Below are 21,687 nucleotides of genomic sequence, written 5' to 3' on the forward strand. Positions count from 1 at the left end.
GATTGTGACCGCCCTGAAGGCCGCAGAAATTGACCGGTTCATCGCCAATCCCCCCGACAGCGGTGCTGTGGTTCTGATATTCGGACCTGACACTGGCCTTGTATCGGAACGGGCGACACGGCTCGTGGCTAAGGCCACGGAAGGCGACAGCGACCCCTTCAATCTGATCAAGATCGATGCTTCGGAACTCGCTTCGGATCCGAATCGATTGATTGACGAGGTTCTGACCATTCCACTCTTCGGTGGGCGCCGGATTGTCTGGGTCAAGGATGCCGGCGGCAAGAATCTCACCCCTGCACTTGATCCTGTCCTGAAGCTGGACGACTGGCAGACATTTGTCGTGCTGGAAGGCGGAGACATCAAGAAAGGTGTCGGTCTCAGAAAGCTGATCGAAACACACAGGCGCGCCGTCGCACTGCCCTGTTATGCGGACAATGATCGCGGCATCGACCAGCTGATCGACGAGGAAACCAGGGAAGCCGGTCTGTCCATCACCCGTGAGGCCCGTGGTGCCCTGCACAGCCTTCTTGGTGGAGACCGGATGGCCAGCCGTGGAGAGCTCAAGAAACTCTGCCTTTATGCGCTCGGCAAGGGCCGGATAGACAGCGAAGATATCGAAGCGATCATCGGCGATGCATCATCCTTCGAGATGTCAGAGCTTATTGATGCCGCAGCCTCAGGAGACATCGCGCTCCTCGACCATGGACTTGAACGGCTTTCCGAAGCCGGATCAAAAGCGTCCGTCATCGCCAACCAGGCCTTGAAGCATTTTCAGCATCTTCACCGAATGCGGATCGATGTCGACAAGGGAAAGAACGCACAGGCAGTTATCGACGGACAGCGTCCCCCTGTTTTCTTCAGCCGCAAGCCCAAACTCGCGCAACAGCTTCGTATCTGGTCGCTCGCCGATCTGGAACGGGCAATGGAAATCCTCGCGGAAGCCACGAAGATTTCTCGCCTCAATGATCCACTCGGTGTACCGGTTCTCTCCGAGGCACTACTGACACTGGGAAGAGTCGCAAGGGCGCGCGCCCAACGGCGTTGAAATGCGGATCCATGACCGATTCCAAAATCGCGCATCCTCTTCGGTCAAGTCGCACGCAACCAGGCAAAAGGGCACAAACGCAATGTCAGTTTGATAGAAATATCTATCTTTCAGACACTTAGCGTGTTTCGACACCAAGTTTCCTGCAGATCTCGTCAAGCTGCTCCAATGAGGTGTACTTGATTTTGAGATCTCCGGATTCTTTTCCGGGTTTGTGTCCAACAACCACCTTCAGGCCCAAGGTGTCGGTCAAGCGTTTTTCCAGCGCCTTGGTGTCCGCATCCTTCTGGGGCTTTTCGCTTGGGGCTTTTTCACCCTTCAGCTTCGCAAGGGCTGCCGGGTCCTGTGAAATCTTTTCAGCATCCCGAACAGTCAGGCCCTTCTCAACAATCAGTTCGGCGAGCGCGGCCGGATCATCAACGGTAATCAGCGCACGCGCATGGCCAGCCGTCAGCAGGCCTTCGGCGAGGTAATCCTTGACAGAATTCGGAAGTTTCAGAAGCCGCATCGTGTTGGCGACATGGCTGCGGCTCTTGCCGATAACCTTCGCCAGTTCGCCCTGACTATACTTGAACTCAGCGGTCAGCTGATCGTAACCCATTGCTTCTTCGATCGGATTGAGGTCAGCACGCTGCACGTTCTCGATAATCGCAAGTTCGAGCGCTTCCTGATCGGTAACGTCGCGAATGATAATCGGGGCTTCATGCAGCCCCGCCCGCTGCGCGGCCCTCCAGCGCCGTTCGCCGGCAATAATCTCGAAGCGGTTGGTTTTTCCTGCTGCCGGGCGCACCAGGATCGGCTGAACGATTCCCTTCGCTTTCAGCGATTCCGCGAGGTCGCCAAGATCCTTCTCCGTAAAGGTCTTGCGTGGATTGCGAGGATTCGGCTCAAGGTGTTCGATAGGAACCCTGCGGCTGTCCCGAACGACTTTCTCCGGGGTTGCCACAGCTTCAGGAGCCGAATCTCCGATCAGAGCAGCCAGACCTCTACCCAAACGTTTGTTCTTGACGTCCTTGTCAGCCATAACGCACCATTTTCTTCTTATATTTCAAAAGATTAGCTTGTGACAGCAAGGCCTTTCACGCCGTCACAAACCTGAATTCAATCCGGAAACGCATCACGGCGGCAGTCAGGCAGCGACGCGGCGCAATTCACGTTCCCGTTGAATGATTTCGGACGCCAGCCGCAGATAGGCCTGGCTCCCGGCGCATTTCAGATCATAAAGCAACGCCGGTTTGCCATAAGATGGTGCTTCGGAAACACGAACGTTTCGCGGAATGATTGTCTCGTAAACCGCATCGCCCATCGTCTCGCGAACATCGGCAACAACCTGGCTGGAAAGATTGTTGCGGCTGTCATACATGGTGAGCACGATGCCATGAATACTGAGTTCTGAATTCAATGCGTCCCTGACCTGTTCAACCGTGCTGAGCAACTGGCTAAGGCCCTCAAGCGCAAAGAACTCACACTGAAGTGGCACAAGAATCGAATGCGATGCCGAAAGTGCATTGATTGTCAGAAGGTTAAGCGATGGCGGACAATCGACCAGGACATAGGTGAAGCCGACTTCCTGGAACAGACGTGAGCGCGTCAGATTCTCGATCGCGTTGCGAAGGCGGAAAGCGCGGTCACTCGTTGATGCAATCTCAAGCTCAAGGCCGAGCAGATCCATCGTCGACGGAGCCACCCAAAGCCGTTGCACCGCTGTTTCCCGCACAGCCTCGGCCAGCGAGCAGTCTCCACTCAGGACTTCATAGGTAGACAACCCCCGGTCGCGATGTTCAATGCCCAGACCGGTGGACGCATTGCCCTGGGGATCGAGATCGATGACCAGCACCTTTTCCCCGATTGCCGCCAGCGCTGTGCCGAGGTTGATGGCGGTCGTGGTCTTTCCCACCCCGCCTTTCTGGTTCGCGAGCGCGAGGACGCGAGGTGTTTCGGGAAGCATGCTCATTGCCACGACACTTTCCTGGTTAGTCCGTCCGGGCTGATATATTTGAGAAAACAAGCATCCGGCTCACAGGATCTACAAGACTTACCTTTTCTACCAGATCGAAGTTCCAAGCGTCAGAGGCTTCGTTAACTTCTCTCTGAAAATCCTGACCTTTGTGGAAAACAGCACCCGCACCCGCCGCTGTAAACGGTTCTGACAGGCGGAAAAGCAGGTCGAGAGAGGCCAGGGCACGAGCCGAAATGGCATCGACCGGCCATGTCTCCAATCTTTCGCCACCGATTCGATACGTCCCGGATGCACAGTACCGGTCGAGCCCGTTTCCCGGAGTGCAGTGCGCAGAAACGCAGCCTTGCGCTGATTGCTTTCGATCAGATGCACATGCGCATCCGGTTCGTCTGCCAGCAGGATCGCGGTGACAATACCTGGAAAACCTCCTCCGCTGCCGATATCAACCCATACACGAGCTGCAGGATCGAGCCACTGGGTCTGCAGACTATCGGCAACATGCCGTGTCCAGATATCCGCAATAGTGGACGGTGCGATAAGGTTTTGCGCGGGCTGCCACTTCAGTACAAGGTCCACATAGATCTGGAGCCTTTCCAAAGTTTCACGTGAAACATCCCCATACTTATGCACAATCTGTCCAGTGTCGTTCAACACCACCGGCCGCGCCATCAGGCGGCTCCCTTGCGGGAACTGCGCTTGAGATGGGACAGGATCAATGTCAGTGCAGCAGGCGTAATGCCGTCCATTCGTGACGCTTGCCCAAGCGTTGCTGGTCCAACATCGATCAGCTTCTGTTTCACCTCGTTGGACAATCCGACAATCGCTTCGTAGTCGAAATCATCGGGGATTCGCAAGGCTTCGTCGCGCTTCAAGGCTTCGATATCCGCCATCTGTCTGTCGAGGTACACGGCGTAGAGGGCATCAGTCGCAACTTGCTCCGCAATTCCCGGGTCGACCGCACCAAGCTCCGGCCAGATCGTTGTGAGCATCTCATAAGTCACATTCGGGTAGGACAGCAGATCGAACGCAGACCGGCGAATTCCGTCCTGATTCACAGGCAATCCCTTTTTCCGTGCTTCCGAAGGCGTCACCGAAAGGGTTTCAAGAAGGTCGCGGGCTTGCTCGATCTTCGCCATCTTGGTGTCAAATGCCAGACGTCTGGTATCGGACACAAAACCCCTTTCCGCTCCGAGCGGAGTCAATCGCTGATCCGCATTGTCGGCCCGCAGCGACAAACGGTATTCCGCTCTTGACGTGAACATGCGGTACGGTTCGGTAATACCCCTCGTCACGAGGTCGTCGATCATCACGCCGATGTATCCCTGCGACCGGTCTACGACAAAGGGTTCCTTGCCTGTTGTCTGAAACGCGGCATTGACACCGGCAACAAGCCCCTGCGCCCCTGCTTCTTCATACCCTGTCGTTCCATTGATCTGACCTGCGAGATAAAGCCCCGGGCAGCGTTTCGCCTCCAGTGTCGGACGAAGTTCACGCGGATCCACATGATCGTACTCGATCGCGTAACCAGGCTGAATAACCGTCACGTCCTCGAGACCTGGAATGGTTTTCAAAAATGCGAGTTGCGCGTCTTCCGGAAGCGAAGTCGATATGCCGTTGGGATAAACGGTGTGATCATCAAGTCCTTCCGGCTCAAGGAAGATCTGATGCCCGTCTCGTTCGCCGAACCGAACGATCTTGTCCTCGATCGAAGGACAGTATCGCGGCCCCCGTCCTTTTATCTCCCCTGAATACATGGCGGAACGGGAAAGATTGTCCTGGATGATTTTATGGGTCTCAGGAGTGGTTCGGGTGATATGGCACGAAATCTGTGGGGTTTCAATCCTGTCGGTCAATGTTGAAAACGGAACCGGATCGTCATCGCCAGGCTGCTCCTCCAGGCGATCCCAGTGGATTGTTCGACCATCAAGTCGCGCCGGTGTTCCAGTCTTGAGACGCCCGAGTTCAAAGCCGATCTCTTCAAGGGAGGCCGACAGCCCCAGAGCGGGCGCCTCGCCTGAACGGCCTGCCGGTATCTTCCTGTCGCCAATATGAATTAGCCCGCGCAGGAAGGTACCGCTGGTCAATACGATTGCCTTGCAGGACACAATGCGACCGTCGGCAAGATCAATCCCTGAAACAGCAGAGCTTGGTCCGTCACCTGCAAAGCGGACCTTGTGGGCTTCGCCTTCGACAACCGTCAGATTTTCGATGCCGGCAATCTCGCGCTGCATGGCTTCACGGTAAAGTCTGCGGTCTGCCTGCGCACGCGGACCCCGAACGGCCGGACCTTTGCGCCGGTTGAGCATACGGAACTGAATGCCACCCTGGTCCGCGACCCGGCCCATCAAACCATCAAGTGCATCTATCTCGCGAACCAGATGCCCCTTGCCAAGGCCGCCAATCGCCGGGTTGCAGGACATCACTCCAATCGTTTCAAACTTGTGAGTAACGAGTGCGGTCGATGCACCAGCACGCGCGGACGCTGCCGCTGCTTCACAGCCCGCATGACCGCCGCCAATCACTACAACGTCGAATTTCAGTTTCTGGTCACTCATGGTCTCACCGTCCACACAGGCACTTCAGACAAGCACCCGGTAATATCCAGATCATTTTCAGGGATCGGTCGCCGGCATCATGCCGGACTATCATATGCGGTCTAAACCGGCAGTTCCTGTGCGCCGTTATAATGCGAGACGCCATCTGGGTCAAAGCGGAATTCGATTGGACGAATCCTGGAAATTCCATCAACTCCCGGGTAGCGGATCTTGAGGCTGATGATTCACGTGAAACATGTTCCGGTACAGAATCGATCCTTGGGTAGACTTGATTCACGTGAAACATCATTTGCCAATACAAAAGTCCCGGAAGATGACATCCAGGAGATCGTCCACGTCAATTCGTCCAGTAATCCGACCGAGTGCATCAGCAGCGCGCCGCAGGTCTTCAGCCCGCAATTCTGTCGGCAGATGGTTGGCATGCACCGCCGTTTTCAAACCCGTCAGGCAATTTGACAGGTTATGCCGGTGCCGTTCACGCGTTGCAAGTGGTGCTTCACCGAGGGAAATCGTTTCTTCGGCAAAACGTGTCAGGGCGCTGATTAGCATCTTGACGCCTTCTTCATTTCTGTCCGAACAGGAGATTTCCTTGATTGTTCCGGAAGAGTCTTGTTCCGGAAGAGTCACAAGATCGCTTTTCGTACGAACGATCCAGAGCGGGATCGTTTCCCTTAACTCTTCCGGAAGACCGCTGACAGGATCATCACAAGGCACACCATCCAGTTCCATCGCCCAAAGGATCAGATCAGCTTCCTGTCCCCTGGCCTGTGCCCTGCGGATCCCCTCCCTTTCAACAACTCCTCCTGCGTCCCGAAGTCCGGCGGTATCGACCAGCGTAAGCGGATATCCTCCGAGATCGAGATGAACCTCGATGACGTCACGCGTCGTCCCCGCCTCTTCCGTGACAATGGCGACATCCCGACCGGCGATGGCATTCAGCAAACTGGACTTGCCGGCATTCGGCGCACCCATGAGAACGACTTGCAATCCGGAACGCAGGCGTTCTCCGCTTTTCGACTTGTCCAGATGGATTGCAATCTCGCCATGGAGGGCCGCGGCTTCCGACCAGACCTCATCTGCGACGCTGCCGGGCACATCCTCTTCATCGGCAAAGTCAAAATCGGCCTCGATCATCGCACGCATATGGATCAGCCTTGAGCGCCAGCCTTCATAAAGCTCACCGAGCGCACCGCCCATCTGCCGGACAGCCTGTTTCCTCTGGCTTTCCGTTTCAGCCGCAATCAGGTCTGCAAGGCCTTCAACTTCCGTCAAGTCCATCCGACCATGATAAAAAGCCCGCCGCGTGAATTCGCCTGCTTCCGCAGGTCTGCAATTTTCAAACTTCCCCAACTCACTGAGCACCTTGCCAACGACCGCTCTGCCGCCATGGCAGTGAAGTTCAGCAACGTCTTCTCCGGTAAAACTCCTCGGACCCTCGAAAAACAAAACCAGTGCTTCGTCGAGCACCTCTCCGGTTGCCGGATCTTTCAGCCTGGTAACCGATGCCTTCCGGGCGTCCGGAACCCTTCCGCAGATCTTTTCCAGAACCATTCTGGTTTCACGACCCGAAACACGAATGACAGCCACTCCCGAAGGCACCGCGCCGCTTGAAAGTGCAAAGATCGTTTCTGCCATGGTTTTCTTTCCGGGAGAGTTTTTGGGAAAGTACAAATACTCCCAACTGCAATGTGTGAGTTCGCCTCTTTAGCAAACAGGTGCGAAAACTGAAAGGTGCTCTCAAACGGCAAGGCAGCTCTTCCCTCGAACCGATTGGCCGGTTCGCGGTACCACCCCTTAATCAATGTTCCGCAGACGAATCAAATGCGGATGCTGAGGTGAAGGACAACTGTGAAACGCCTTGGCGAATGTTTCACGTGAATCAATCAAGTTCGATCGGACTGAAACGAGCGACCCGATAGTCTTGAACAACTGGATCCTGCATAGAATGAAAGAAAGCGTCTTGAGAGATGGGAAACACTTCCCGATCTGTCATCCTGTTGGTTCGGACGCGAATCGATATTGATGGGGACGATGCACGTCAACCGGAGATACTGTCTTGTGACCGTATCGTGTTTCACGTGAATCGGAGCGACGAGCCCTATTCACCCTGCTGCGAAATCCAGTCGTGTTTTGACAACCTGTACAAGACATGCGGGGCCACTGGATGATCCGCAGGTAAAGACGGATGTAGAAAGTCTCCATCCGGGTCCCTGCGCATGCCTATTCGGTCCATGACCCGCCTGGAGGGGTTATTGGCAGGAATTGTAAATGCAACGATCTCATCGAGCCCGATGGTTTCAAAACCGAATCGAAGCCAGGCGTTCGCTGCCTCGCTTGCATATCCTTTGCCCCAACAGGATTGTTTAAGCCGCCAGCCAATCTCGACACAGGGTTCAAAAGGCAACGGTGCGGCATAACTCGGTCGGTTCAATCCGACGAATCCGAGAAATTCTCCCGACTCCTTGATCTCGACGGGAGCCATACAGAAACCGTCCCTGTCTTGTTTATCAACACACCTGGAAACCAGAAATTCCGATTTTTCTCGGCTCATGACATCGGGAAAATACCGCATTACCTCCGGATCCGCACAAATCTCCGCGAATGGTTCAATGTCCGTTTCCTCCCAGGCACGAAGCAACAGACGATCGGTCTCAAGGAAAATGTTTCGGGTCATCAGAACGGTTCCGATTCAACAGGTTCAGACGGATTCACGTGAAACAGGACTACCAAAGGTAAAGGCGCAAACCTGCCGGTTCGCGCCTTGCCAAAATGTTTCTTCCAAAAAGTATCAGGTATTCATGCTGTCGAAGAACTCATCGTTGGACTTGGTCTGTTTCAGCTTGTCGAGAAGGAACTCGACCGCATCGACGGTACCCATCGGGTTGAGAATACGACGCAACACGAATGTCTTCTTGAGACGCTCATGGGGAACGAGAAGTTCTTCCTTACGAGTTCCGGAACGTTGAATATCGATCGACGGATAGACGCGTTTGTCGGAAATCTTGCGGTCAAGGATAATTTCAGAGTTACCGGTTCCCTTGAATTCTTCGAAGATGACTTCATCCATGCGGCTGCCTGTATCGATCAGGGCCGTCGCAATGATCGTCAGCGACCCGCCCTCTTCGATATTTCGGGCCGCACCGAAGAACCGTTTTGGACGCTGCAGCGCATTTGCATCGACACCACCGGTCAGAACCTTGCCAGACGATGGAACAACAGTGTTGTAGGCGCGTCCGAGACGCGTGATGGAATCAAGCAGGATGACAACGTCCCGACCGTGTTCGGTCAGACGTTTGGCCTTTTCAATCACCATTTCGGCGACCTGCACGTGACGTGACGCCGGTTCGTCGAAGGTTGAGGAAACAACCTCTCCGTTCACCGTACGCTGCATGTCGGTGACTTCTTCCGGCCGCTCATCGATCAGAAGAACGATCAGGTAGCACTCCGGATGATTGTTGGTAATGGATTTGGCAATATTCTGCAGAAATACAGTTTTACCCGTCCGTGGAGGCGCCGTGATCAGGGCACGTTGGCCTTTGCCGAGCGGTGCGACCAGATCGATTACCCGCGATGACAGATCCTTGATGGTGGGATCTTCAATCTCCATCCGGAATCGTTCGTCCGGATAGAGCGGCGTAAGGTTATCGAAGTGAACCTTGTGACGGGCTTTTTCGGGATCTTCGAAGTTGATCGTATTGACCTTCAGAAGGGCGAAATACCGCTCTCCTTCCTTCGGGCTGCGAATCTGTCCTTCGACCGTATCGCCTGTCCGCAACGAAAAACGCCTGATCTGCGAGGGAGAGACATAAATGTCATCCGGTCCAGGCAGATAGTTGGCGTCCGGAGATCTCAGGAAGCCAAAACCGTCCTGCAGGACCTCCACAACGCCTTCGCCGATAATTTCGACATCCTGCGCAGCCAGGTTTTTCAGAATAGCGAACATCAGCTCCTGCTTGCGCATGGTGCTCGCGTTTTCGACTTCGAGCTCCTCGGCAGCTTGCAATAGCTCGGTCGGTGTTTTTGCTTTTAGGTCTTTGAGTTTCATTTCCCGCATCGAGTTTGGGTCTGTCTTTTTTTAGGGATGAAATTGGGAGGGTCGTTCCGTGCCGGGGGTGATGGGTCGGCCAGAAGATATCTGAGAGACTTTTAGACGTGTCCAGATTGTTCGGTGAAACGTATCGAATTGAAACCAACACTGCACCGATTTGAAGTGGCGCGAAGATACTTCGTTTTAAAGTGAATCGCAAGCCCACAAATCTGCTGGTTTCCCGGGCTTGCAATTGCTTGCAAATCGGCGAGTTGAAGACAGCCGCGAAACCACAATCCCCACGACATCGCCTGTTTTCAAATCAGTCAGAAAGGTTTGACGATCACCAGTATGACAATGCAGATCATCAGCACGGTCGGGACTTCATTCAGGATCCTGTAAAACCTTGCCGGTTTGGTGTTTTGGTCCGCCGCAAAGTTTTTCACGCATTTGCTGAGATAACCATGAACACCAGACATGATGATCACCAGCGTCAGTTTTGCATGGAACCATCCGTCTTGCCACGCAGACAGCTCGTAAGCTGCCCACAGCCCGAAAATCCAGGACGCAACCATTGCCGGATTGATGATCGCTTTCAGCAGCCTGCGTTCCATCACCTTGAACGTCTCCGACTTCTCGGAGCCGACCTCGGCCTCGGCGTGGTAGACGAACAATCGCGGCAGATAAAGCATGCCCGCCATCCAGGCGATTATCGAAATCACATGCAACGATTTTACCCAAAGGAACAGATCCATTATTCAGCCTCTCCGGACCTGTTCGACCATACGTTTGACATTGTCGGGATCCGCATCCGGTGTAACCCCGTGCCCGAGATTGAAGATCAGGGGTCCCTTGTCAAATGTTTCCAGAATGTGGGCAACTCCATCTTCAAGAGCCTTGCCACCAGCAACCAGCCGCATCGGGTCGAGATTCCCCTGGATCGGAACTTTTTTCTGGATGTCGAGCGCAAGATGATCAGGAGCAGTCCAGTCGAAACCGACGGCATCAACACCAGTTCCCTCGATGAAGGTCATTATTCTTGCTGAAGACGCCTTTGGAAAACCGATGATCTTCGCGTCCGGCCGGATGGCCCGCACGCCATCAACGATCTTTTTGGTTGGTTCGATCGACCAGCGACGGAACCCGGCATCATCCAGAACTCCGGCCCAGGTGTCGAATATCTGCACCGCATCGGCGCCGGCATCCAGCTGGCGGATCAGGTATCTGATGGACGCGGTGACAAGCTGATCGACAAACCGCTGCATGAGGTCCGGATCACGATAGGCCCCGACACGCGCGGCAACCTGATCCTGCGTCGTGTGTCCGGCAACGGAATAGCAGGCAACCGTCCAGGGAGCTCCACAGAAGCCAAGCAGTGTTGTTTCGTCAGGGAGTTCCGCCCGAAGACGCGAAACTGTCTCCATGACCGGTTTCAGATGATCCTCGGCCCTGTCCTGTTCCAGGCGATCAAGAAGGTCTGAAGACAGTGGTTCCAGAACCGGACCACGTCCTTCTTCAAAACGGACAGGGTATCCGATTGCATCGGGGACGACGAAGATATCCGAAAACAGAATACTCGCATCAAAACCATACCGGCGGATCGGCTGCAGCGTGACTTCAGTTGCAAGATCGGGGGAGTAACAGAAGTCCAGGAAGTTGGAAGCGTTCTTCCGGACTTCCCGGTATTCGGGAAGATACCGTCCGGCCTGACGCATCATCCAGATGGGAGGCGGCCAGATCTTTTCTCCTGAGAGAACCCGCATAACGGCTCTATCTTGGGATTTCATGAGGTAGCGCCTTTCCCACATTTCAAACCAAACAAGATTCTTATTTTGAATCTGTTTTTATTTATTGCGCGTGGATTACAGGGATCATTTTCTATCCACAATGCGTTTGCGCAAAATTCCTGGCGGGATAAATCACACACAGACAGCGAAAGAATCCTTCCCCAAGAGTCGATAAACTGATTTATGAATTGAATCCAGCTACTTGGTGGCGTGTTTACCTTTCGTTAAGGAATTGCGAGCAGGTGGAAAATCTGTCGATATGTCACAGCCTGATTGTGAATCCACATCAACGCACAATCGTTTCGGAGTCAGTTTCCGCGCGTTAAAGGATTGTTAACAAATATTGCTGAGCGGGCATAAACTTCGTGCTACGCACTCAATCTGGGACTTAACTCCCAATTCTTCAACAGCCCTGGGGATGACATCGTGAACAAGTCGAGACACTATTTTCATCTGCATCTCGTGTCCGACTCGACCGGTGAAACCCTGATGACGGTCGCCCGTGCCGCGACGGTTCAATATGAAAACGTGCAGGAAATAGAGCATGTTTATCCGCTCGTCCGCTCGTCGAAACAGCTGGACCGGGTCATTTCGGAAATTGAAAACGCGCCTGGTATCGTCCTTTACACGCTCGTGGATGACGAAATCGCCAGTCGGTTGGAAAGGAAATGCCGGGAACTTGGTATTCCCTTCGTCAATATCCTGGATCCGGTCTTCGCCGTGTTCCAATCCTACCTCAACGTGACGCAAACCCACCGTGTCGGCGGGCAACATGAACTCGACGCCGAATATTTTCGGCGAATGGAGGCCCTCAACTACACGATGCTGCATGATGACGGTCAGGTCTGGGACGATCTGGAATCAGCCGATATTGTCCTGATCGGCATTTCCAGAACATCCAAGACACCGACCTGCATCTATCTGGCCAATCGTGGCATCAAGGCAGCAAATGTACCGCTGGTTCCCGGTATTCCCCTTCCGGATCATGTGAAAGCACTGAAAGGACCGATGATTGTCGGCCTGATCGCATCCGTTGAGCGTATCCAGCAGATCAGGCGTAACAGGGTTCTGTCTTTGAATTCAGAGGGTTACAACGACACCTATGTCGACCGGAAGGAAATTTCGCAGGAAATCAACATGACCCGGCGGCTCTGTTCGGAAAACGGCTGGCCGCTGATTGACGTGACGCGCCGTTCGGTGGAAGAAACGGCTGCTGAAATTCTGACGAAATTCAAGGGCTTCAAGGCAGAAACCGGAGATTCGATCTAGACCGGTTCAACCGAACAGACATCTGAGAGGGAAAATGGCACTCGTTCTGGCGAGCGGCAGCAAAATCCGCGCTGAACTGATGGAAAATGCAGGTCTTGTGATTGAGATCGACCCGGCTGACGTCGATGAACGGGCGGTAGAAGCACCGCTTCTCGAGGCGGGCTTCCCACCCGAAGATCTTGCCAGCGTTCTGGCGGAAGCCAAGGCAAATGATGTCAGCGGACGCAGGCAGGCTGATCTCGTCGTCGGAGCGGATCAGATCCTGGCTTTCGAGGGCGAACGCAGGACCAAACCCGACGACATGGAAGCAGCCCGACGGCAGTTGCTCGCATTTTCCGGCAAGACCCATGAATTGCACTCCGCAGTCGTGATTTCGCAAAATGGTGAAGCGGTCTGGCGCCAGGTTTCAACCGCCCGCTTGACCATGCGTGACCTGACACCCGAATTCATAGGGCACTATCTTGCCGCGGCCGGTGACGACGTGCTTTCAAGCGTCGGCGCTTATCAGCTGGAAGGCCTGGGCGTTCAGCTGTTTGAAAAGATCGAGGGTGACTATTTCACCATTCTGGGCCTGCCAATGCTTCCTTTGCTGGCGGAACTCCGCACGCTCAAGGTTATCGAGACATGAGCGCGGTTGTGAAAAGAGCTGCAGTTACGGGCCACCCGGTTGCCCACTCCAGGTCGCCGCTCATTCACGGATACTGGTTGGAGCAACACGGAATTCTCGGCGAATACGCTCGCATCGATGTCGCTCCGGAAGCTGCAAGTGACTTTTATCGAAATCTGCAGAGCGCCGGCCTGGTGGGCGCCAATGTCACGGTGCCGAACAAGGAAATAGCTGCAAGCGCCTGTGATTGGCTGGATGAAACGGCGCGGACCATGGGTGCTGCGAACACCCTTTGGCTGGACGAAACCGGCCGGCTTTGTGGTGCCAATACCGATGGTATGGGATTTTTGGGCAATCTCGATCAACTGGCGCCGGGCTGGAATCGCTCGCAGGGGACCGCTTTGGTTCTGGGGGCCGGTGGCGCAGCACGTGCGATCGTCTGGGCGCTCCTGTCCCGAAACTTCACAGCTGTGCATGTTGTCAACCGAACTGAAGAAAAAGCGCGAAAAATCTGCGATGAATTTGGTTCCAAAACGTTTGCTCACGGTTGGGAAAGCCTGGGGACCCTGCTTGGAAAAGTGGACCTTTTGGTGAACACGACATCGCTTGGCATGACGGGAAAACAGCCGTTGGAAATAGATCTTTCGAATTTGCCGCGCCATGCGCTCGTCAACGACATCGTCTATTCTCCTCTCGAAACGGAGTTGCTCAAACAGGCAGCGGTGCAGGGAAATCCGACGGTTGATGGAATTGGCATGCTTCTCCATCAGGCGGTTCCCGGATTCGAGCGCTGGTTTGGCGTCAGACCGGAAGTCACAGATGACTTGCGCGCATTGGTGTTGAAGGATCTTGGGGTGAACGTATGATCAGGATTGGTCTGACAGGGTCCATCGGCATGGGTAAATCGACAACCGCGAAGATGTTCGCTGAACGCGGTGTCCCGGTTCATGATGCCGACGCATGCGTTCATGCGCTTTACGAAGGCCGTGGCGTGCCTCTGATTGGCGATGCATTTCCCGGCACCATCGTTGATGGCAAGGTTGATCGGGCGTTGCTGTCGAAACAGGTCCTCGGCAATCCTGAAGCCATGAAACGTCTCGAAGACATTGTCCACCCCCTGGTGCACGAAGAAGAGCAGGTGTTTCTTGACCTCGCCAGGATGGACGGCCATTCCGCTGTTCTGATGGACATTCCCCTTCTGTTTGAGACCGGGGCTGAGACAAGGGTCGATGTCGTTGTCGTGGTATCCGCCGATGCGGATATCCAGCGCGATCGTGTTCTTGCCCGGGACGGCATGACCGAGGAGCGCTTTCAGGCGATCCTGGAGACACAGGTGCCCGATGCCGAAAAGCGCGATCGCGCCGACTTTCTGATCGATACGGGTCAGGGATTGTCGATTGCCGGGCAACGGGTTGACGAAATTCTGCAGGAGTTGGGCGTCGTAGCCTGATAATTCCCTGAACACCGGGGAAAACCAACTGTCGCTCTTGCGTCGGGCTGGCCACGCTGCACACTAGGGTCAAAGTGAAAAGGCAAACAATGCGCGAGATCTCCTTCGACACGGAAACGACAGGACTTAATCCCCGAGGTGGTGACCGGTTGGTGGAGATCGGCGGTGTGGAGCTTCTCAATCACATTCCGACCGGCAACTCCTATCACGTCTATATCAATCCCCAGCGCGACATGCCGGCAGAAGCCTTCCGCGTGCATGGTCTTTCTGAGGAGTTTCTGTCAGACAAGCCTTTGTTCGCGCATGTTGCCGACGAGTTTCTGGAATTCGTGGGTGATGCGACGCTCGTCATTCACAACGCTGCGTTCGATATGGGCTTTATCAACGAAGAACTGAAGAAAGCAGGTCGACGCACCATTCCGAACACCCAGGTGCTCGACACGCTGGAAATTGCCCGTCGAAAACACCCGACCGGCCCGAACTCCCTCGATGCCCTGTGCTCCCGCTATGGCATCGACAATTCCAGGCGCGTCAAGCACGGCGCCCTGCTCGACGCTGAAATCCTCGCGGAAGTCTATCTGGAACTTATCGGTGGTCGTCAGACCGCGCTTGGTCTGATGCCGGAAGAAGAGCAGGCTGCTTCCTCAAATGGCGCCACTGTTTCCGGAGAACTCGGCAAATTCAACGCAAAGCCACGCCCTGTTCCACTCGCCTCGCGACTGACCGATGATGAATATGCGGCACACAAGGCTTTTGTCGAGGGCATGGGTGAAAGCGCGATTTGGCAAAAATATAATCGATAGCTGCTAGTCAGCCATCAACCACCGGACCATTTCGAAATGCCGTTCGCTGTAGCTGCTGTCGAATGCCCAGGCCATGGTCTGTCCGATCGTCCACAGCCGGGCGCGCTCGCGATCCAACTCCAGTTCTTCCGACAGCCGATCGAGCCGGTACATGGCGGCCTCTTTGGAGTGGCCGAATTCAAAACTCCGCACGATCGGACTGAGGGCAAAGGCCGGATCTCCGACTAGGGGTTTCGGATCTATTGCCAGCCAGGCCTCCCGCGACGAAGACAGCACGTTGTGCCCGTGGAGATCCTGATGGAGCAGGACCTCTCCGTTGTCATCCGCTGTGAGGTCCTTCAAGGCTGCGCGCGCGACGTCAACAAGGTAGTGATCGCACGGTTTTCCGGCCGATTCCCAGTCACCTTCAAGCGCTTCAAGCCACAAGGCAGCTTCACCGGCAAGAGTTCGGAAGGGCTTGCCGGCAGGGACCAGCAATCGGCGGAGCAGATCCGCCATGACACCGATCTTGTCCGGCTCCGGATCGTCGGCAAGAAACCGTCCCGGATCGCAAGTCTCCAGCAGCAGGGCACCAACGTCCGGCGCGTGGTCCAACAGCCTCACAGCGCCATTGCCGTCCCAATGCTTGAGGGCATCGGCTTCGCATTCGGATTCCCGGTGCTGGAATTGAAGCTTCAGAACAACGGCTTCGTCATTCCGCCGCGCCGGCACCACATAGGAAACACACCCGCCGGAATATGGGCGGCCGATACACGTCAGATCGAACGTCTGGCAGGCGGCCTCAAAAATATCAGGAAGCGCTTCGAGCCATGACGCACCCGCTTCCTTCTTATTGAGCCATAAAAGGCTGTCGGGAACCTGAAACGGGGCACTTGATCGCGAATTCGCCACGGAATGTTCCGAAGAAGACCGTCAAAGCATGGATGGAAGGACGCGGTCCGGCGGACGGTGGCCATCCATGAAGGTCTTGATGTTGATAATGACTTTCTCACCCATCTCTATGCGCCCTTCGATTGTCGCAGAACCCATATGCGGTAGCAGCACGACATTTTCCAGCTTGGCAAGCTTCGGATTGACGGCAGGTTCGTGTTCGAAGACGTCGAGACCGGCTCCGGCAAGGTCACCTGCCTCAAGCATCCGGATCAACGCGTTTTCGTCGATGACTTCACCACGGGCGGTGTTGACCACGTAGGCATCCTTCTTGAGGAGCTTCAGGCGGCGGGCAGACAGGAGGTGGAAGGTCGCGGGCGTATGTGGACAATGAACCGAAACCACGTCCATGCGTGCCAGCATCTGGTCGAGGCTTTCCCAGTAGGTCGCTTCCAGCTCTTCCTCGATCTCGTCGGCAACCCGGCGGCGGTTGTGGTAGTGGATCGACATGCCGAATGCCTTTGCGCGGCGGGCGACTGCCTGGCCGATCCGGCCCATGCCGATGATGCCGAGCCGTTTTCCCCAGATCCGGTGGCCAAGCATCCAGGTTGGAGACCATCCGGCCCACTCCCCGCTTTCCAGAGCGCTGATACCTGTGGCAAGTCGACGCGGGACGGACAGCATCAGCGCCATGGTCATGTCCGCCGTGTCTTCGGTCAGCACACCCGGTGTATTCGTGACGTTGATGCCCCGGTTGTTGGCTGTCACCACGTCGATGTTGTCGACACCGTTGCCGAAGTTCGCGATCAGTTTCAGGTTTTCACCGGCCTGCGACAGCACCGACGAATCGATTCGGTCGGTCACCGTTGGCACGAGAACATCGGCGGTTCTGACAGCTTCCACCAGCTCTGCCTGGCTGAAGGGCCTGTCATTTTCATTGAGACGCGTTTCAAAAAGTTCACGCATCCGGGTTTCGACCACCTCCGGAAGCTTCCGGGTCACAACAACGACAGGCTTCTTTTTCGCCATACCTACTGCCTTTCGCGCTTCGTTGGGGATTTGTTAACCACAACGGATTCACTTTGATGCTGCGCGTCGCGCGAGCGCATGAGACCTTACCCTTTTCCTTACCAGATGGTTCGGCAGAAACAAGAGATCGCTTTCAATCGCCGCGCATTGCCCACGAGCCAAATTCGGCAAGGTGGTTTTCACGCAGTTTTTTCGGTACAGCTTTGACGCAACTCAACGATCAAGAACAATTGGACAACCGGACAATATGACCCGTTCGAATCCAGGCCTTCGCCTTCTACTGTGTGTGCTGACAATTTTCCTGGCAATCAGCTGGAATGCTGTCCCTGCTGACGCACAAGGTACGACAACCGGGACCTCCGGACTTCCCATTCCGCGATTTGTCAGCCTGAAATCGGATCGTGTCAACGTCCGTGTCGGTCCGTCCCGTGAACATGCCGTCGCCTGGACATTCGTTCAGTCGGGCCTTCCTGTCGAAATCATCCAGGAATTCGAGAACTGGCGGCGTATCCGCGATTGGGAAGGCAAGGTTGGCTGGGTATTCCATTCCCTGCTGTCCGGCCGCCGGACCGCGCTGGTCACACCCTGGGAGAAGACCAACAGGACACCGTTGCGCGCGCGCTCGAAATCCGATGCGGATATTGTTGCGGAACTTGAACCGTTTGTTCTGACTTCAGTCACCGAATGTGCCGGCGGCTGGTGCCGCGTCAATGGCGAGCAATATGACGGCTGGCTGGACCAGACCCGCCTTTTCGGTGTTTATCCGGACGAAGTCGTGGAGGATTGAGCACTCGCTTGGACGGCCAGCAGGTGCTCCCCTGATCTTTTCGTTTCCAGAGCAGTAGCCAACTGTTCAATTGTGTCGGCCCCGGCGGCGGACACCCCTTCGGTGAACGGCATTGTTGGCGTGCGATCCGATTATCGCCTAAGTTGCCTGAAAAACCACAACCGCAATCTCGGAGGGCAAGAATGCCTGATGCCATTGTTCCGTCGGTCTTGAACAGTTACGTGCGCGACTGGAACATGTCTCCCGGACTGGAGCACGACGGTTTCGTGTTCATGACTGGTTTCACCGGTTCAAATGAAAATGGCCATCTGTCCAGTGATCCGCGCGAGCAGTTCGAGCATGCTTTCGAGAAAGTCCGCCTTGTGCTCGAGGAGGCTGGCCTGGGATTTGAGCACATTGTTGAAATGACGAGCTACCATGTCGGCTTGCGCGAACATCTGGAGCTTTTCAAGGAGGTGCGTGCCGCAACCGTTAGCGAGCCTTACCCCGCTTGGACGGCAATAGAAGTCGCGGGTTTCGTGCGAGACGGAGCGGTTGTCGAGCTACGCTGCATTGCGCGCCGTACGTGATCAGATGAACATCAAAGGACCGATTCTTTGCGTCGCCGGATTCGGAGACAACAGTTCAATGTTCGCCCCGCTGGTCGATGCACGTCGGTCCGGGGATCCGCAGATTCTTCCGCTCGACCTGCCAGGCTTTGGTGCCGAGCCTTTGAGGGAAACGTCAATTGCGACGCTGGCACAACACCTTGCTGCCGAAGCGCGCAGGTTCGGTGCACGTTCCGTTGTCGCGCACTCCGTTGCGTCGATCATTGCAGCCGAAGCGGCACATCTCTCGGACAGCATAATTGACACTATCGTATCCCTTGAGGGTAACTTGACGGCGGAAGATGCCTATTTCTCAGGCACGGCAGCCGACTACGATGACGCGGTTTCCTTTCGCGTTGCGCTTCTTGAGCGCCTTCGTGAGATGGCGAAGCCCAACCGTATCATTGAAGGCTATGCTGAAAGGGTCTCGCGAGCGGACCCAGGCGCACTATGGTCTCTGGGGCGCGATGCGCGACAATACTCGCAAACCAGTCATCCTGGCGAGCGACTTCGGTCTGCGGGAAATGTTCTTTATGTTTTGAACCCTGCGAATTGTCCGGAAAATTCGCTGAATTGGCTGGAGACTTCCGGGTTGACCAAAGTGGAATTGGATGGCGCCTCGCATTGGCCAACCATCGATCAGCCGAGCAAGGTTCTTTTGGCGTTGCGATCCTGAACCTTCAATTCCTCGAGCCGCGGCACAGGCAAGACCGTTGAGGGATATGGCAGGACATCGAGGTTATCGCGACACTTTGGAGACAGGCCGGCACCAACGAAAAAGGCGGCCATGAGCCGCCTTTGAACCGTTTGTTTTGCTTGGGAACTCAGTCCACCTTGGTTTCCTGAGCCTTCAGTTGCTCGAGTCGCGGCATGGACATGATGTTGTAGCCGCTGTCAACGAAGTGCACTTCGCCGGTCACGCCACCGGACAGATCGGACAGAAGGTAGAGCCCGGTGCCACCGATCTCGTCGAGCGATACCGTCCGGCAAAGTGGTGAATTGCGTTTCTGGAAGTTGAACATGAGACGCGCGTCAGAGACACCCGACCCTGCAAGCGTGCGCACGGGACCGGCCGAAATCGCATTGACGCGGATATTCTGCTCGCCATAGTCGACCGCAAGATACCGCACGGAAGATTCAAGCGCGGCCTTGGCAACACCCATGACATTGTAGTTCGGCATCACTCTGGTGGAGCCGCCATATGTCAGCGTGATGATCGAGCCACCGTCCGGCATGATGTCTGCCGCTCGCTTGGCAATTTCCGTGAAGGAAAAGCACGAGATCAGCATCGTGCGGGAGAAGTTCTCCCGGGTGGTGTCCGCATATTTGCCGCGCAATTCCGACTTGTCGGAAAAAGCGACGGCATGAACCAGGAAATCGATGCTGCCCCAGGTTTCCTTCAGGACGTCAAACACCGCATCTACCGAATTGATATCCTCGACGTCGCACGGGAGCAGAATATCCGATCCCACGGATTCGGCCAGTGGTTTGGTGCGCTTGCCGAAGGCTTCACCCTGATAGGTGAAGGCGAGCTCCGCCCCGTGATCGGCAAGTGTCTTCGCGATGCCCCAGGCAATGGAGTGATCGTTGGCAACACCCATGATCAGGCCGCGTTTGCCCTTCATAAGATTAGACATGTCGGTCTCCTCAGCCGTGGTAGCGTGACAGCGCGAGCGAGGCATTGGTGCCTCCGAACCCGAAGCTGTTGGAGAGCACGGTATCCAATCCGGCATTGTCGACACGTTCCGTGACGATTTCGTCCTTGCTGAGTGCCGGATCGAGTTCGTTGATGTTTGCTGATGCCGTCATGAAATCGTTTTGCAGCATGAGCAGGCAGTAGATCGCCTCCTGCACACCGGTTGCTCCAAGGCTGTGTCCGGTCAGGGATTTTGTGGAAGACGCAGGCGGCTGTTTGTCGCCAAACACACGGCGGATCGCTTCGATTTCACCGATATCACCGACCGGTGTCGAAGTGCCATGCGTGTTGATGTAATCGACCTTGCGATCTCCCAGGGTTTCGATGGCAAGTCGCATGCAGCGCTCTCCGCCCTCGCCGGAGGGCGCCACCATGTCATACCCGTCGGAGTTGGCCGCGTAGCCCGTGACCTCGGCATAGATTTTCGCGCCGCGAGCCTTGGCGCGTTCCAGTTCTTCCAGGACGACCACCCCGCCACCGCCGGCAATGACAAACCCGTCACGGGTCGAATCATAGGCGCGCGAAGCGGTCTGGGGTGTGTCGTTGTATTTGGAAGACATCGCGCCCATGGCGTCGAACAGGCAGGAAAGGGTCCAGTCCAGTTCCTCGCCACCGCCTGCAAACATCACATCCTGTTTGCCGAACTGGATCTGTTCGGTTGCGGCACCGATACAGTGTGCGGACGTGGAGCATGCGGACGTGATGGAATAATTGATCCCCTTGATCTTGAATGGGGTCGCCAGGCAGGCCGAATTGGTCGAGCTCATGCCACGCGTGACCATGAACGGCCCCATGCGCTTGGGAGCCCCTTTTTCAAGAACGATCTGGTGCGCCTGAAACAGGTTCTTGGTGGAAGGTCCGCCAGATCCCATGATCAGGCCGGTCCGCGTATTGGAGACGTCGCTATCTTCCAGTCCGCTGTCGGCGATCGCCTGTTGCATGGAAATGTAATTGTAGGCCGCACCATCGCCCATGAAGCGAAGCTGGCGCTTGTCGACCAGCGACGGTATGTCGATATCCGGCATGCCGTGAACCTGGCTGCGGAAGCCGTGTTCGGCATAGTCCGGCGCAAAGCTGATACCGGATTTGCCTTCACGAAGGCTGGCAAGCACTTCCTGTGCATTTGATCCGATGGAGGATACGATACCCATACCGGTGACGACAACGCGTCTCATTGCGGTCTCCTATTTGTTCAAGGTGCAAATGGCCCGGTCA

General features: G+C 55.5%; 21 protein-coding genes and 1 pseudogene. 9 read left to right on the forward strand and 13 right to left on the reverse strand.

Going from position 1 to position 21,687, the window contains the following annotated elements:
- Positions 1-4 precede the first annotated feature (4 nt).
- On the forward strand, positions 5-1,045 hold the full coding sequence (gene holA, locus ACO6TI_RS04780) for a DNA polymerase III subunit delta (RefSeq protein WP_196877967.1): 1,041 nt from the start codon (positions 5-7) through the stop codon (positions 1,043-1,045).
- A 118-nt stretch (positions 1,046-1,163) separates the two neighbouring features.
- On the opposite strand, the gene ACO6TI_RS04785 is transcribed toward holA, so the two are convergent.
- The 9 genes and pseudogenes from ACO6TI_RS04785 to hemE all read right to left on the reverse strand — a co-directional run bounded on the left by ACO6TI_RS04785 (position 1,164) and on the right by hemE (position 11,374).
- The gene (locus tag ACO6TI_RS04785; protein ID WP_196900143.1) at positions 1,164-2,069 is read right to left on the reverse strand and encodes a ParB/RepB/Spo0J family partition protein; all 906 of its coding nucleotides are present in this window, start codon (positions 2,067-2,069) and stop codon (positions 1,164-1,166) included.
- A gap of 105 nt (positions 2,070-2,174) precedes the next feature.
- Positions 2,175-2,999 (reverse strand): ParA family protein, encoded by an 825-nt coding sequence (locus tag ACO6TI_RS04790; RefSeq protein ID WP_055115265.1) that lies wholly within the window; start codon positions 2,997-2,999, stop codon positions 2,175-2,177.
- Positions 3,000-3,018: 19 nt separating this feature from the next.
- Positions 3,019-3,674, reverse strand: a pseudogene (gene rsmG, locus ACO6TI_RS04795) (16S rRNA (guanine(527)-N(7))-methyltransferase RsmG).
- Positions 3,674-5,560 carry a tRNA uridine-5-carboxymethylaminomethyl(34) synthesis enzyme MnmG gene (gene mnmG / locus ACO6TI_RS04800; RefSeq protein ID WP_196999481.1) on the reverse strand — a complete coding sequence of 629 codons (1,887 nt, stop codon included), beginning with the start codon at positions 5,558-5,560 and terminating at the stop codon, positions 3,674-3,676. Before mnmG ends, rsmG begins: the two are co-directional and overlap by 1 nt.
- Before the next feature lie 285 nt (positions 5,561-5,845).
- A complete protein-coding gene (mnmE, locus tag ACO6TI_RS04805) occupies positions 5,846-7,195 on the reverse strand; it encodes a tRNA uridine-5-carboxymethylaminomethyl(34) synthesis GTPase MnmE (protein ID WP_422384456.1) in 1,350 nt (449 codons plus the stop codon).
- 463 nt (positions 7,196-7,658) lie between these two features.
- A complete protein-coding gene (locus ACO6TI_RS04810; protein WP_348316717.1) occupies positions 7,659-8,234 on the reverse strand; it encodes a GNAT family N-acetyltransferase in 576 nt (191 codons plus the stop codon).
- 114 nt (positions 8,235-8,348) lie between these two features.
- A complete protein-coding gene (rho, locus tag ACO6TI_RS04815) occupies positions 8,349-9,614 on the reverse strand; it encodes a transcription termination factor Rho (RefSeq protein WP_055115273.1) in 1,266 nt (421 codons plus the stop codon).
- A gap of 299 nt (positions 9,615-9,913) precedes the next feature.
- Entirely contained in the window at positions 9,914-10,342 is a 429-nt protein-coding gene (gene hemJ / locus ACO6TI_RS04820; RefSeq protein WP_196893434.1) for a protoporphyrinogen oxidase HemJ, read from the reverse strand.
- A 3-nt stretch (positions 10,343-10,345) separates the two neighbouring features.
- Positions 10,346-11,374, reverse strand: a complete 1,029-nt coding sequence (hemE, locus tag ACO6TI_RS04825) for a uroporphyrinogen decarboxylase (protein WP_108875793.1) — start codon at positions 11,372-11,374, stop codon at positions 10,346-10,348.
- A 426-nt stretch (positions 11,375-11,800) separates the two neighbouring features.
- Here hemE and ACO6TI_RS04830 point away from each other — a divergent pair, with 426 nt between their 5' ends.
- The 5 genes from ACO6TI_RS04830 (at position 11,801) to dnaQ (ending at position 15,503) form a co-directional block, all read left to right on the forward strand.
- Positions 11,801-12,643 carry a pyruvate, water dikinase regulatory protein gene (locus ACO6TI_RS04830; RefSeq protein WP_173937334.1) on the forward strand — a complete coding sequence of 281 codons (843 nt, stop codon included), beginning with the start codon at positions 11,801-11,803 and terminating at the stop codon, positions 12,641-12,643.
- Positions 12,644-12,677: 34 nt separating this feature from the next.
- A complete protein-coding gene (locus ACO6TI_RS04835; RefSeq protein WP_104703185.1) occupies positions 12,678-13,271 on the forward strand; it encodes a Maf-like protein in 594 nt (197 codons plus the stop codon).
- A complete protein-coding gene (locus ACO6TI_RS04840; protein WP_422384457.1) occupies positions 13,268-14,116 on the forward strand; it encodes a shikimate dehydrogenase in 849 nt (282 codons plus the stop codon). The genes ACO6TI_RS04835 and ACO6TI_RS04840 overlap by 4 nt, the downstream gene beginning before the upstream one ends.
- Complete coding sequence (gene coaE / locus ACO6TI_RS04845; RefSeq protein ID WP_422384458.1) at positions 14,113-14,700, forward strand: dephospho-CoA kinase; 588 nt, start codon at positions 14,113-14,115, stop codon at positions 14,698-14,700. The genes ACO6TI_RS04840 and coaE overlap by 4 nt, the downstream gene beginning before the upstream one ends.
- Positions 14,701-14,789: 89 nt before the next feature.
- On the forward strand, positions 14,790-15,503 hold the full coding sequence (gene dnaQ / locus ACO6TI_RS04850) for a DNA polymerase III subunit epsilon (RefSeq protein ID WP_104703183.1): 714 nt from the start codon (positions 14,790-14,792) through the stop codon (positions 15,501-15,503).
- A gap of 3 nt (positions 15,504-15,506) precedes the next feature.
- Here dnaQ and ACO6TI_RS04855 read toward each other — a convergent pair whose 3' ends face one another.
- Both ACO6TI_RS04855 and ACO6TI_RS04860 read right to left on the reverse strand, forming a co-directional pair.
- Positions 15,507-16,394 carry an aminoglycoside phosphotransferase family protein gene (locus ACO6TI_RS04855; RefSeq protein WP_422384459.1) on the reverse strand — a complete coding sequence of 296 codons (888 nt, stop codon included), beginning with the start codon at positions 16,392-16,394 and terminating at the stop codon, positions 15,507-15,509.
- 21 nt (positions 16,395-16,415) lie between these two features.
- Positions 16,416-17,402, reverse strand: coding sequence for a 2-hydroxyacid dehydrogenase (locus tag ACO6TI_RS04860; RefSeq protein WP_029060688.1), 987 nt, complete (start codon positions 17,400-17,402; stop codon positions 16,416-16,418).
- A gap of 247 nt (positions 17,403-17,649) precedes the next feature.
- Here ACO6TI_RS04860 and ACO6TI_RS04865 point away from each other — a divergent pair, with 247 nt between their 5' ends.
- The 3 genes from ACO6TI_RS04865 (at position 17,650) to ACO6TI_RS04875 (ending at position 19,452) form a co-directional block, all read left to right on the forward strand.
- On the forward strand, positions 17,650-18,189 hold the full coding sequence (locus tag ACO6TI_RS04865; protein WP_104703181.1) for an SH3 domain-containing protein: 540 nt from the start codon (positions 17,650-17,652) through the stop codon (positions 18,187-18,189).
- Between the two features lie 182 nt (positions 18,190-18,371).
- Positions 18,372-18,758: a RidA family protein gene (locus ACO6TI_RS04870; protein WP_055115285.1), complete on the forward strand. Its 387-nt coding sequence runs from the start codon at positions 18,372-18,374 to the stop codon at positions 18,756-18,758.
- A 4-nt stretch (positions 18,759-18,762) separates the two neighbouring features.
- Complete coding sequence (locus tag ACO6TI_RS04875) at positions 18,763-19,452, forward strand: alpha/beta fold hydrolase (protein WP_422384460.1); 690 nt, start codon at positions 18,763-18,765, stop codon at positions 19,450-19,452.
- A 148-nt stretch (positions 19,453-19,600) separates the two neighbouring features.
- Here the strand turns inward: ACO6TI_RS04875 and fabI are convergent, their stop codons facing one another.
- A complete protein-coding gene (gene fabI / locus ACO6TI_RS04880) occupies positions 19,601-20,413 on the reverse strand; it encodes an enoyl-ACP reductase FabI (RefSeq protein ID WP_055115289.1) in 813 nt (270 codons plus the stop codon).
- A 10-nt stretch (positions 20,414-20,423) separates the two neighbouring features.
- Complete coding sequence (fabB, locus tag ACO6TI_RS04885) at positions 20,424-21,647, reverse strand: beta-ketoacyl-ACP synthase I (RefSeq protein ID WP_104703179.1); 1,224 nt, start codon at positions 21,645-21,647, stop codon at positions 20,424-20,426.
- Between the last annotated feature and the right edge of the window lie 40 nt (positions 21,648-21,687).

This window comes from Roseibium album, assembly GCF_965233825.1.
Lineage (GTDB): Bacteria > Pseudomonadota > Alphaproteobacteria > Rhizobiales > Stappiaceae > Roseibium > Roseibium album.

What these genes read in the sequence shown, in the direction of transcription:
- ACO6TI_RS04785 (WP_196900143.1), bottom strand. Translation starts at nt 2,069, where the DNA reads ATGGCTGACAAGGACGTCAAGAACAAACGTTTGGGTAGAGGTCTGGCT.
- ACO6TI_RS04790 (WP_055115265.1), bottom strand. Translation starts at nt 2,999, where the DNA reads ATGAGCATGCTTCCCGAAACACCTCGCGTCCTCGCGCTCGCGAACCAG.
- mnmG (WP_196999481.1), bottom strand. Translation starts at nt 5,560, where the DNA reads ATGAGTGACCAGAAACTGAAATTCGACGTTGTAGTGATTGGCGGCGGT.
- mnmE (WP_422384456.1), bottom strand. Translation starts at nt 7,195, where the DNA reads ATGGCAGAAACGATCTTTGCACTTTCAAGCGGCGCGGTGCCTTCGGGA.
- ACO6TI_RS04810 (WP_348316717.1), bottom strand. Translation starts at nt 8,234, where the DNA reads ATGACCCGAAACATTTTCCTTGAGACCGATCGTCTGTTGCTTCGTGCC.
- rho (WP_055115273.1), bottom strand. Translation starts at nt 9,614, where the DNA reads ATGCGGGAAATGAAACTCAAAGACCTAAAAGCAAAAACACCGACCGAG.
- hemJ (WP_196893434.1), bottom strand. Translation starts at nt 10,342, where the DNA reads ATGGATCTGTTCCTTTGGGTAAAATCGTTGCATGTGATTTCGATAATC.
- hemE (WP_108875793.1), bottom strand. Translation starts at nt 11,374, where the DNA reads ATGAAATCCCAAGATAGAGCCGTTATGCGGGTTCTCTCAGGAGAAAAG.
- ACO6TI_RS04835 (WP_104703185.1), top strand. Translation starts at nt 12,678, where the DNA reads ATGGCACTCGTTCTGGCGAGCGGCAGCAAAATCCGCGCTGAACTGATG.
- ACO6TI_RS04840 (WP_422384457.1), top strand. Translation starts at nt 13,268, where the DNA reads ATGAGCGCGGTTGTGAAAAGAGCTGCAGTTACGGGCCACCCGGTTGCC.
- coaE (WP_422384458.1), top strand. Translation starts at nt 14,113, where the DNA reads ATGATCAGGATTGGTCTGACAGGGTCCATCGGCATGGGTAAATCGACA.
- dnaQ (WP_104703183.1), top strand. Translation starts at nt 14,790, where the DNA reads ATGCGCGAGATCTCCTTCGACACGGAAACGACAGGACTTAATCCCCGA.
- ACO6TI_RS04860 (WP_029060688.1), bottom strand. Translation starts at nt 17,402, where the DNA reads ATGGCGAAAAAGAAGCCTGTCGTTGTTGTGACCCGGAAGCTTCCGGAG.
- ACO6TI_RS04865 (WP_104703181.1), top strand. Translation starts at nt 17,650, where the DNA reads ATGACCCGTTCGAATCCAGGCCTTCGCCTTCTACTGTGTGTGCTGACA.
- ACO6TI_RS04870 (WP_055115285.1), top strand. Translation starts at nt 18,372, where the DNA reads ATGCCTGATGCCATTGTTCCGTCGGTCTTGAACAGTTACGTGCGCGAC.
- ACO6TI_RS04875 (WP_422384460.1), top strand. Translation starts at nt 18,763, where the DNA reads ATGAACATCAAAGGACCGATTCTTTGCGTCGCCGGATTCGGAGACAAC.
- fabI (WP_055115289.1), bottom strand. Translation starts at nt 20,413, where the DNA reads ATGTCTAATCTTATGAAGGGCAAACGCGGCCTGATCATGGGTGTTGCC.
- fabB (WP_104703179.1), bottom strand. Translation starts at nt 21,647, where the DNA reads ATGAGACGCGTTGTCGTCACCGGTATGGGTATCGTATCCTCCATCGGA.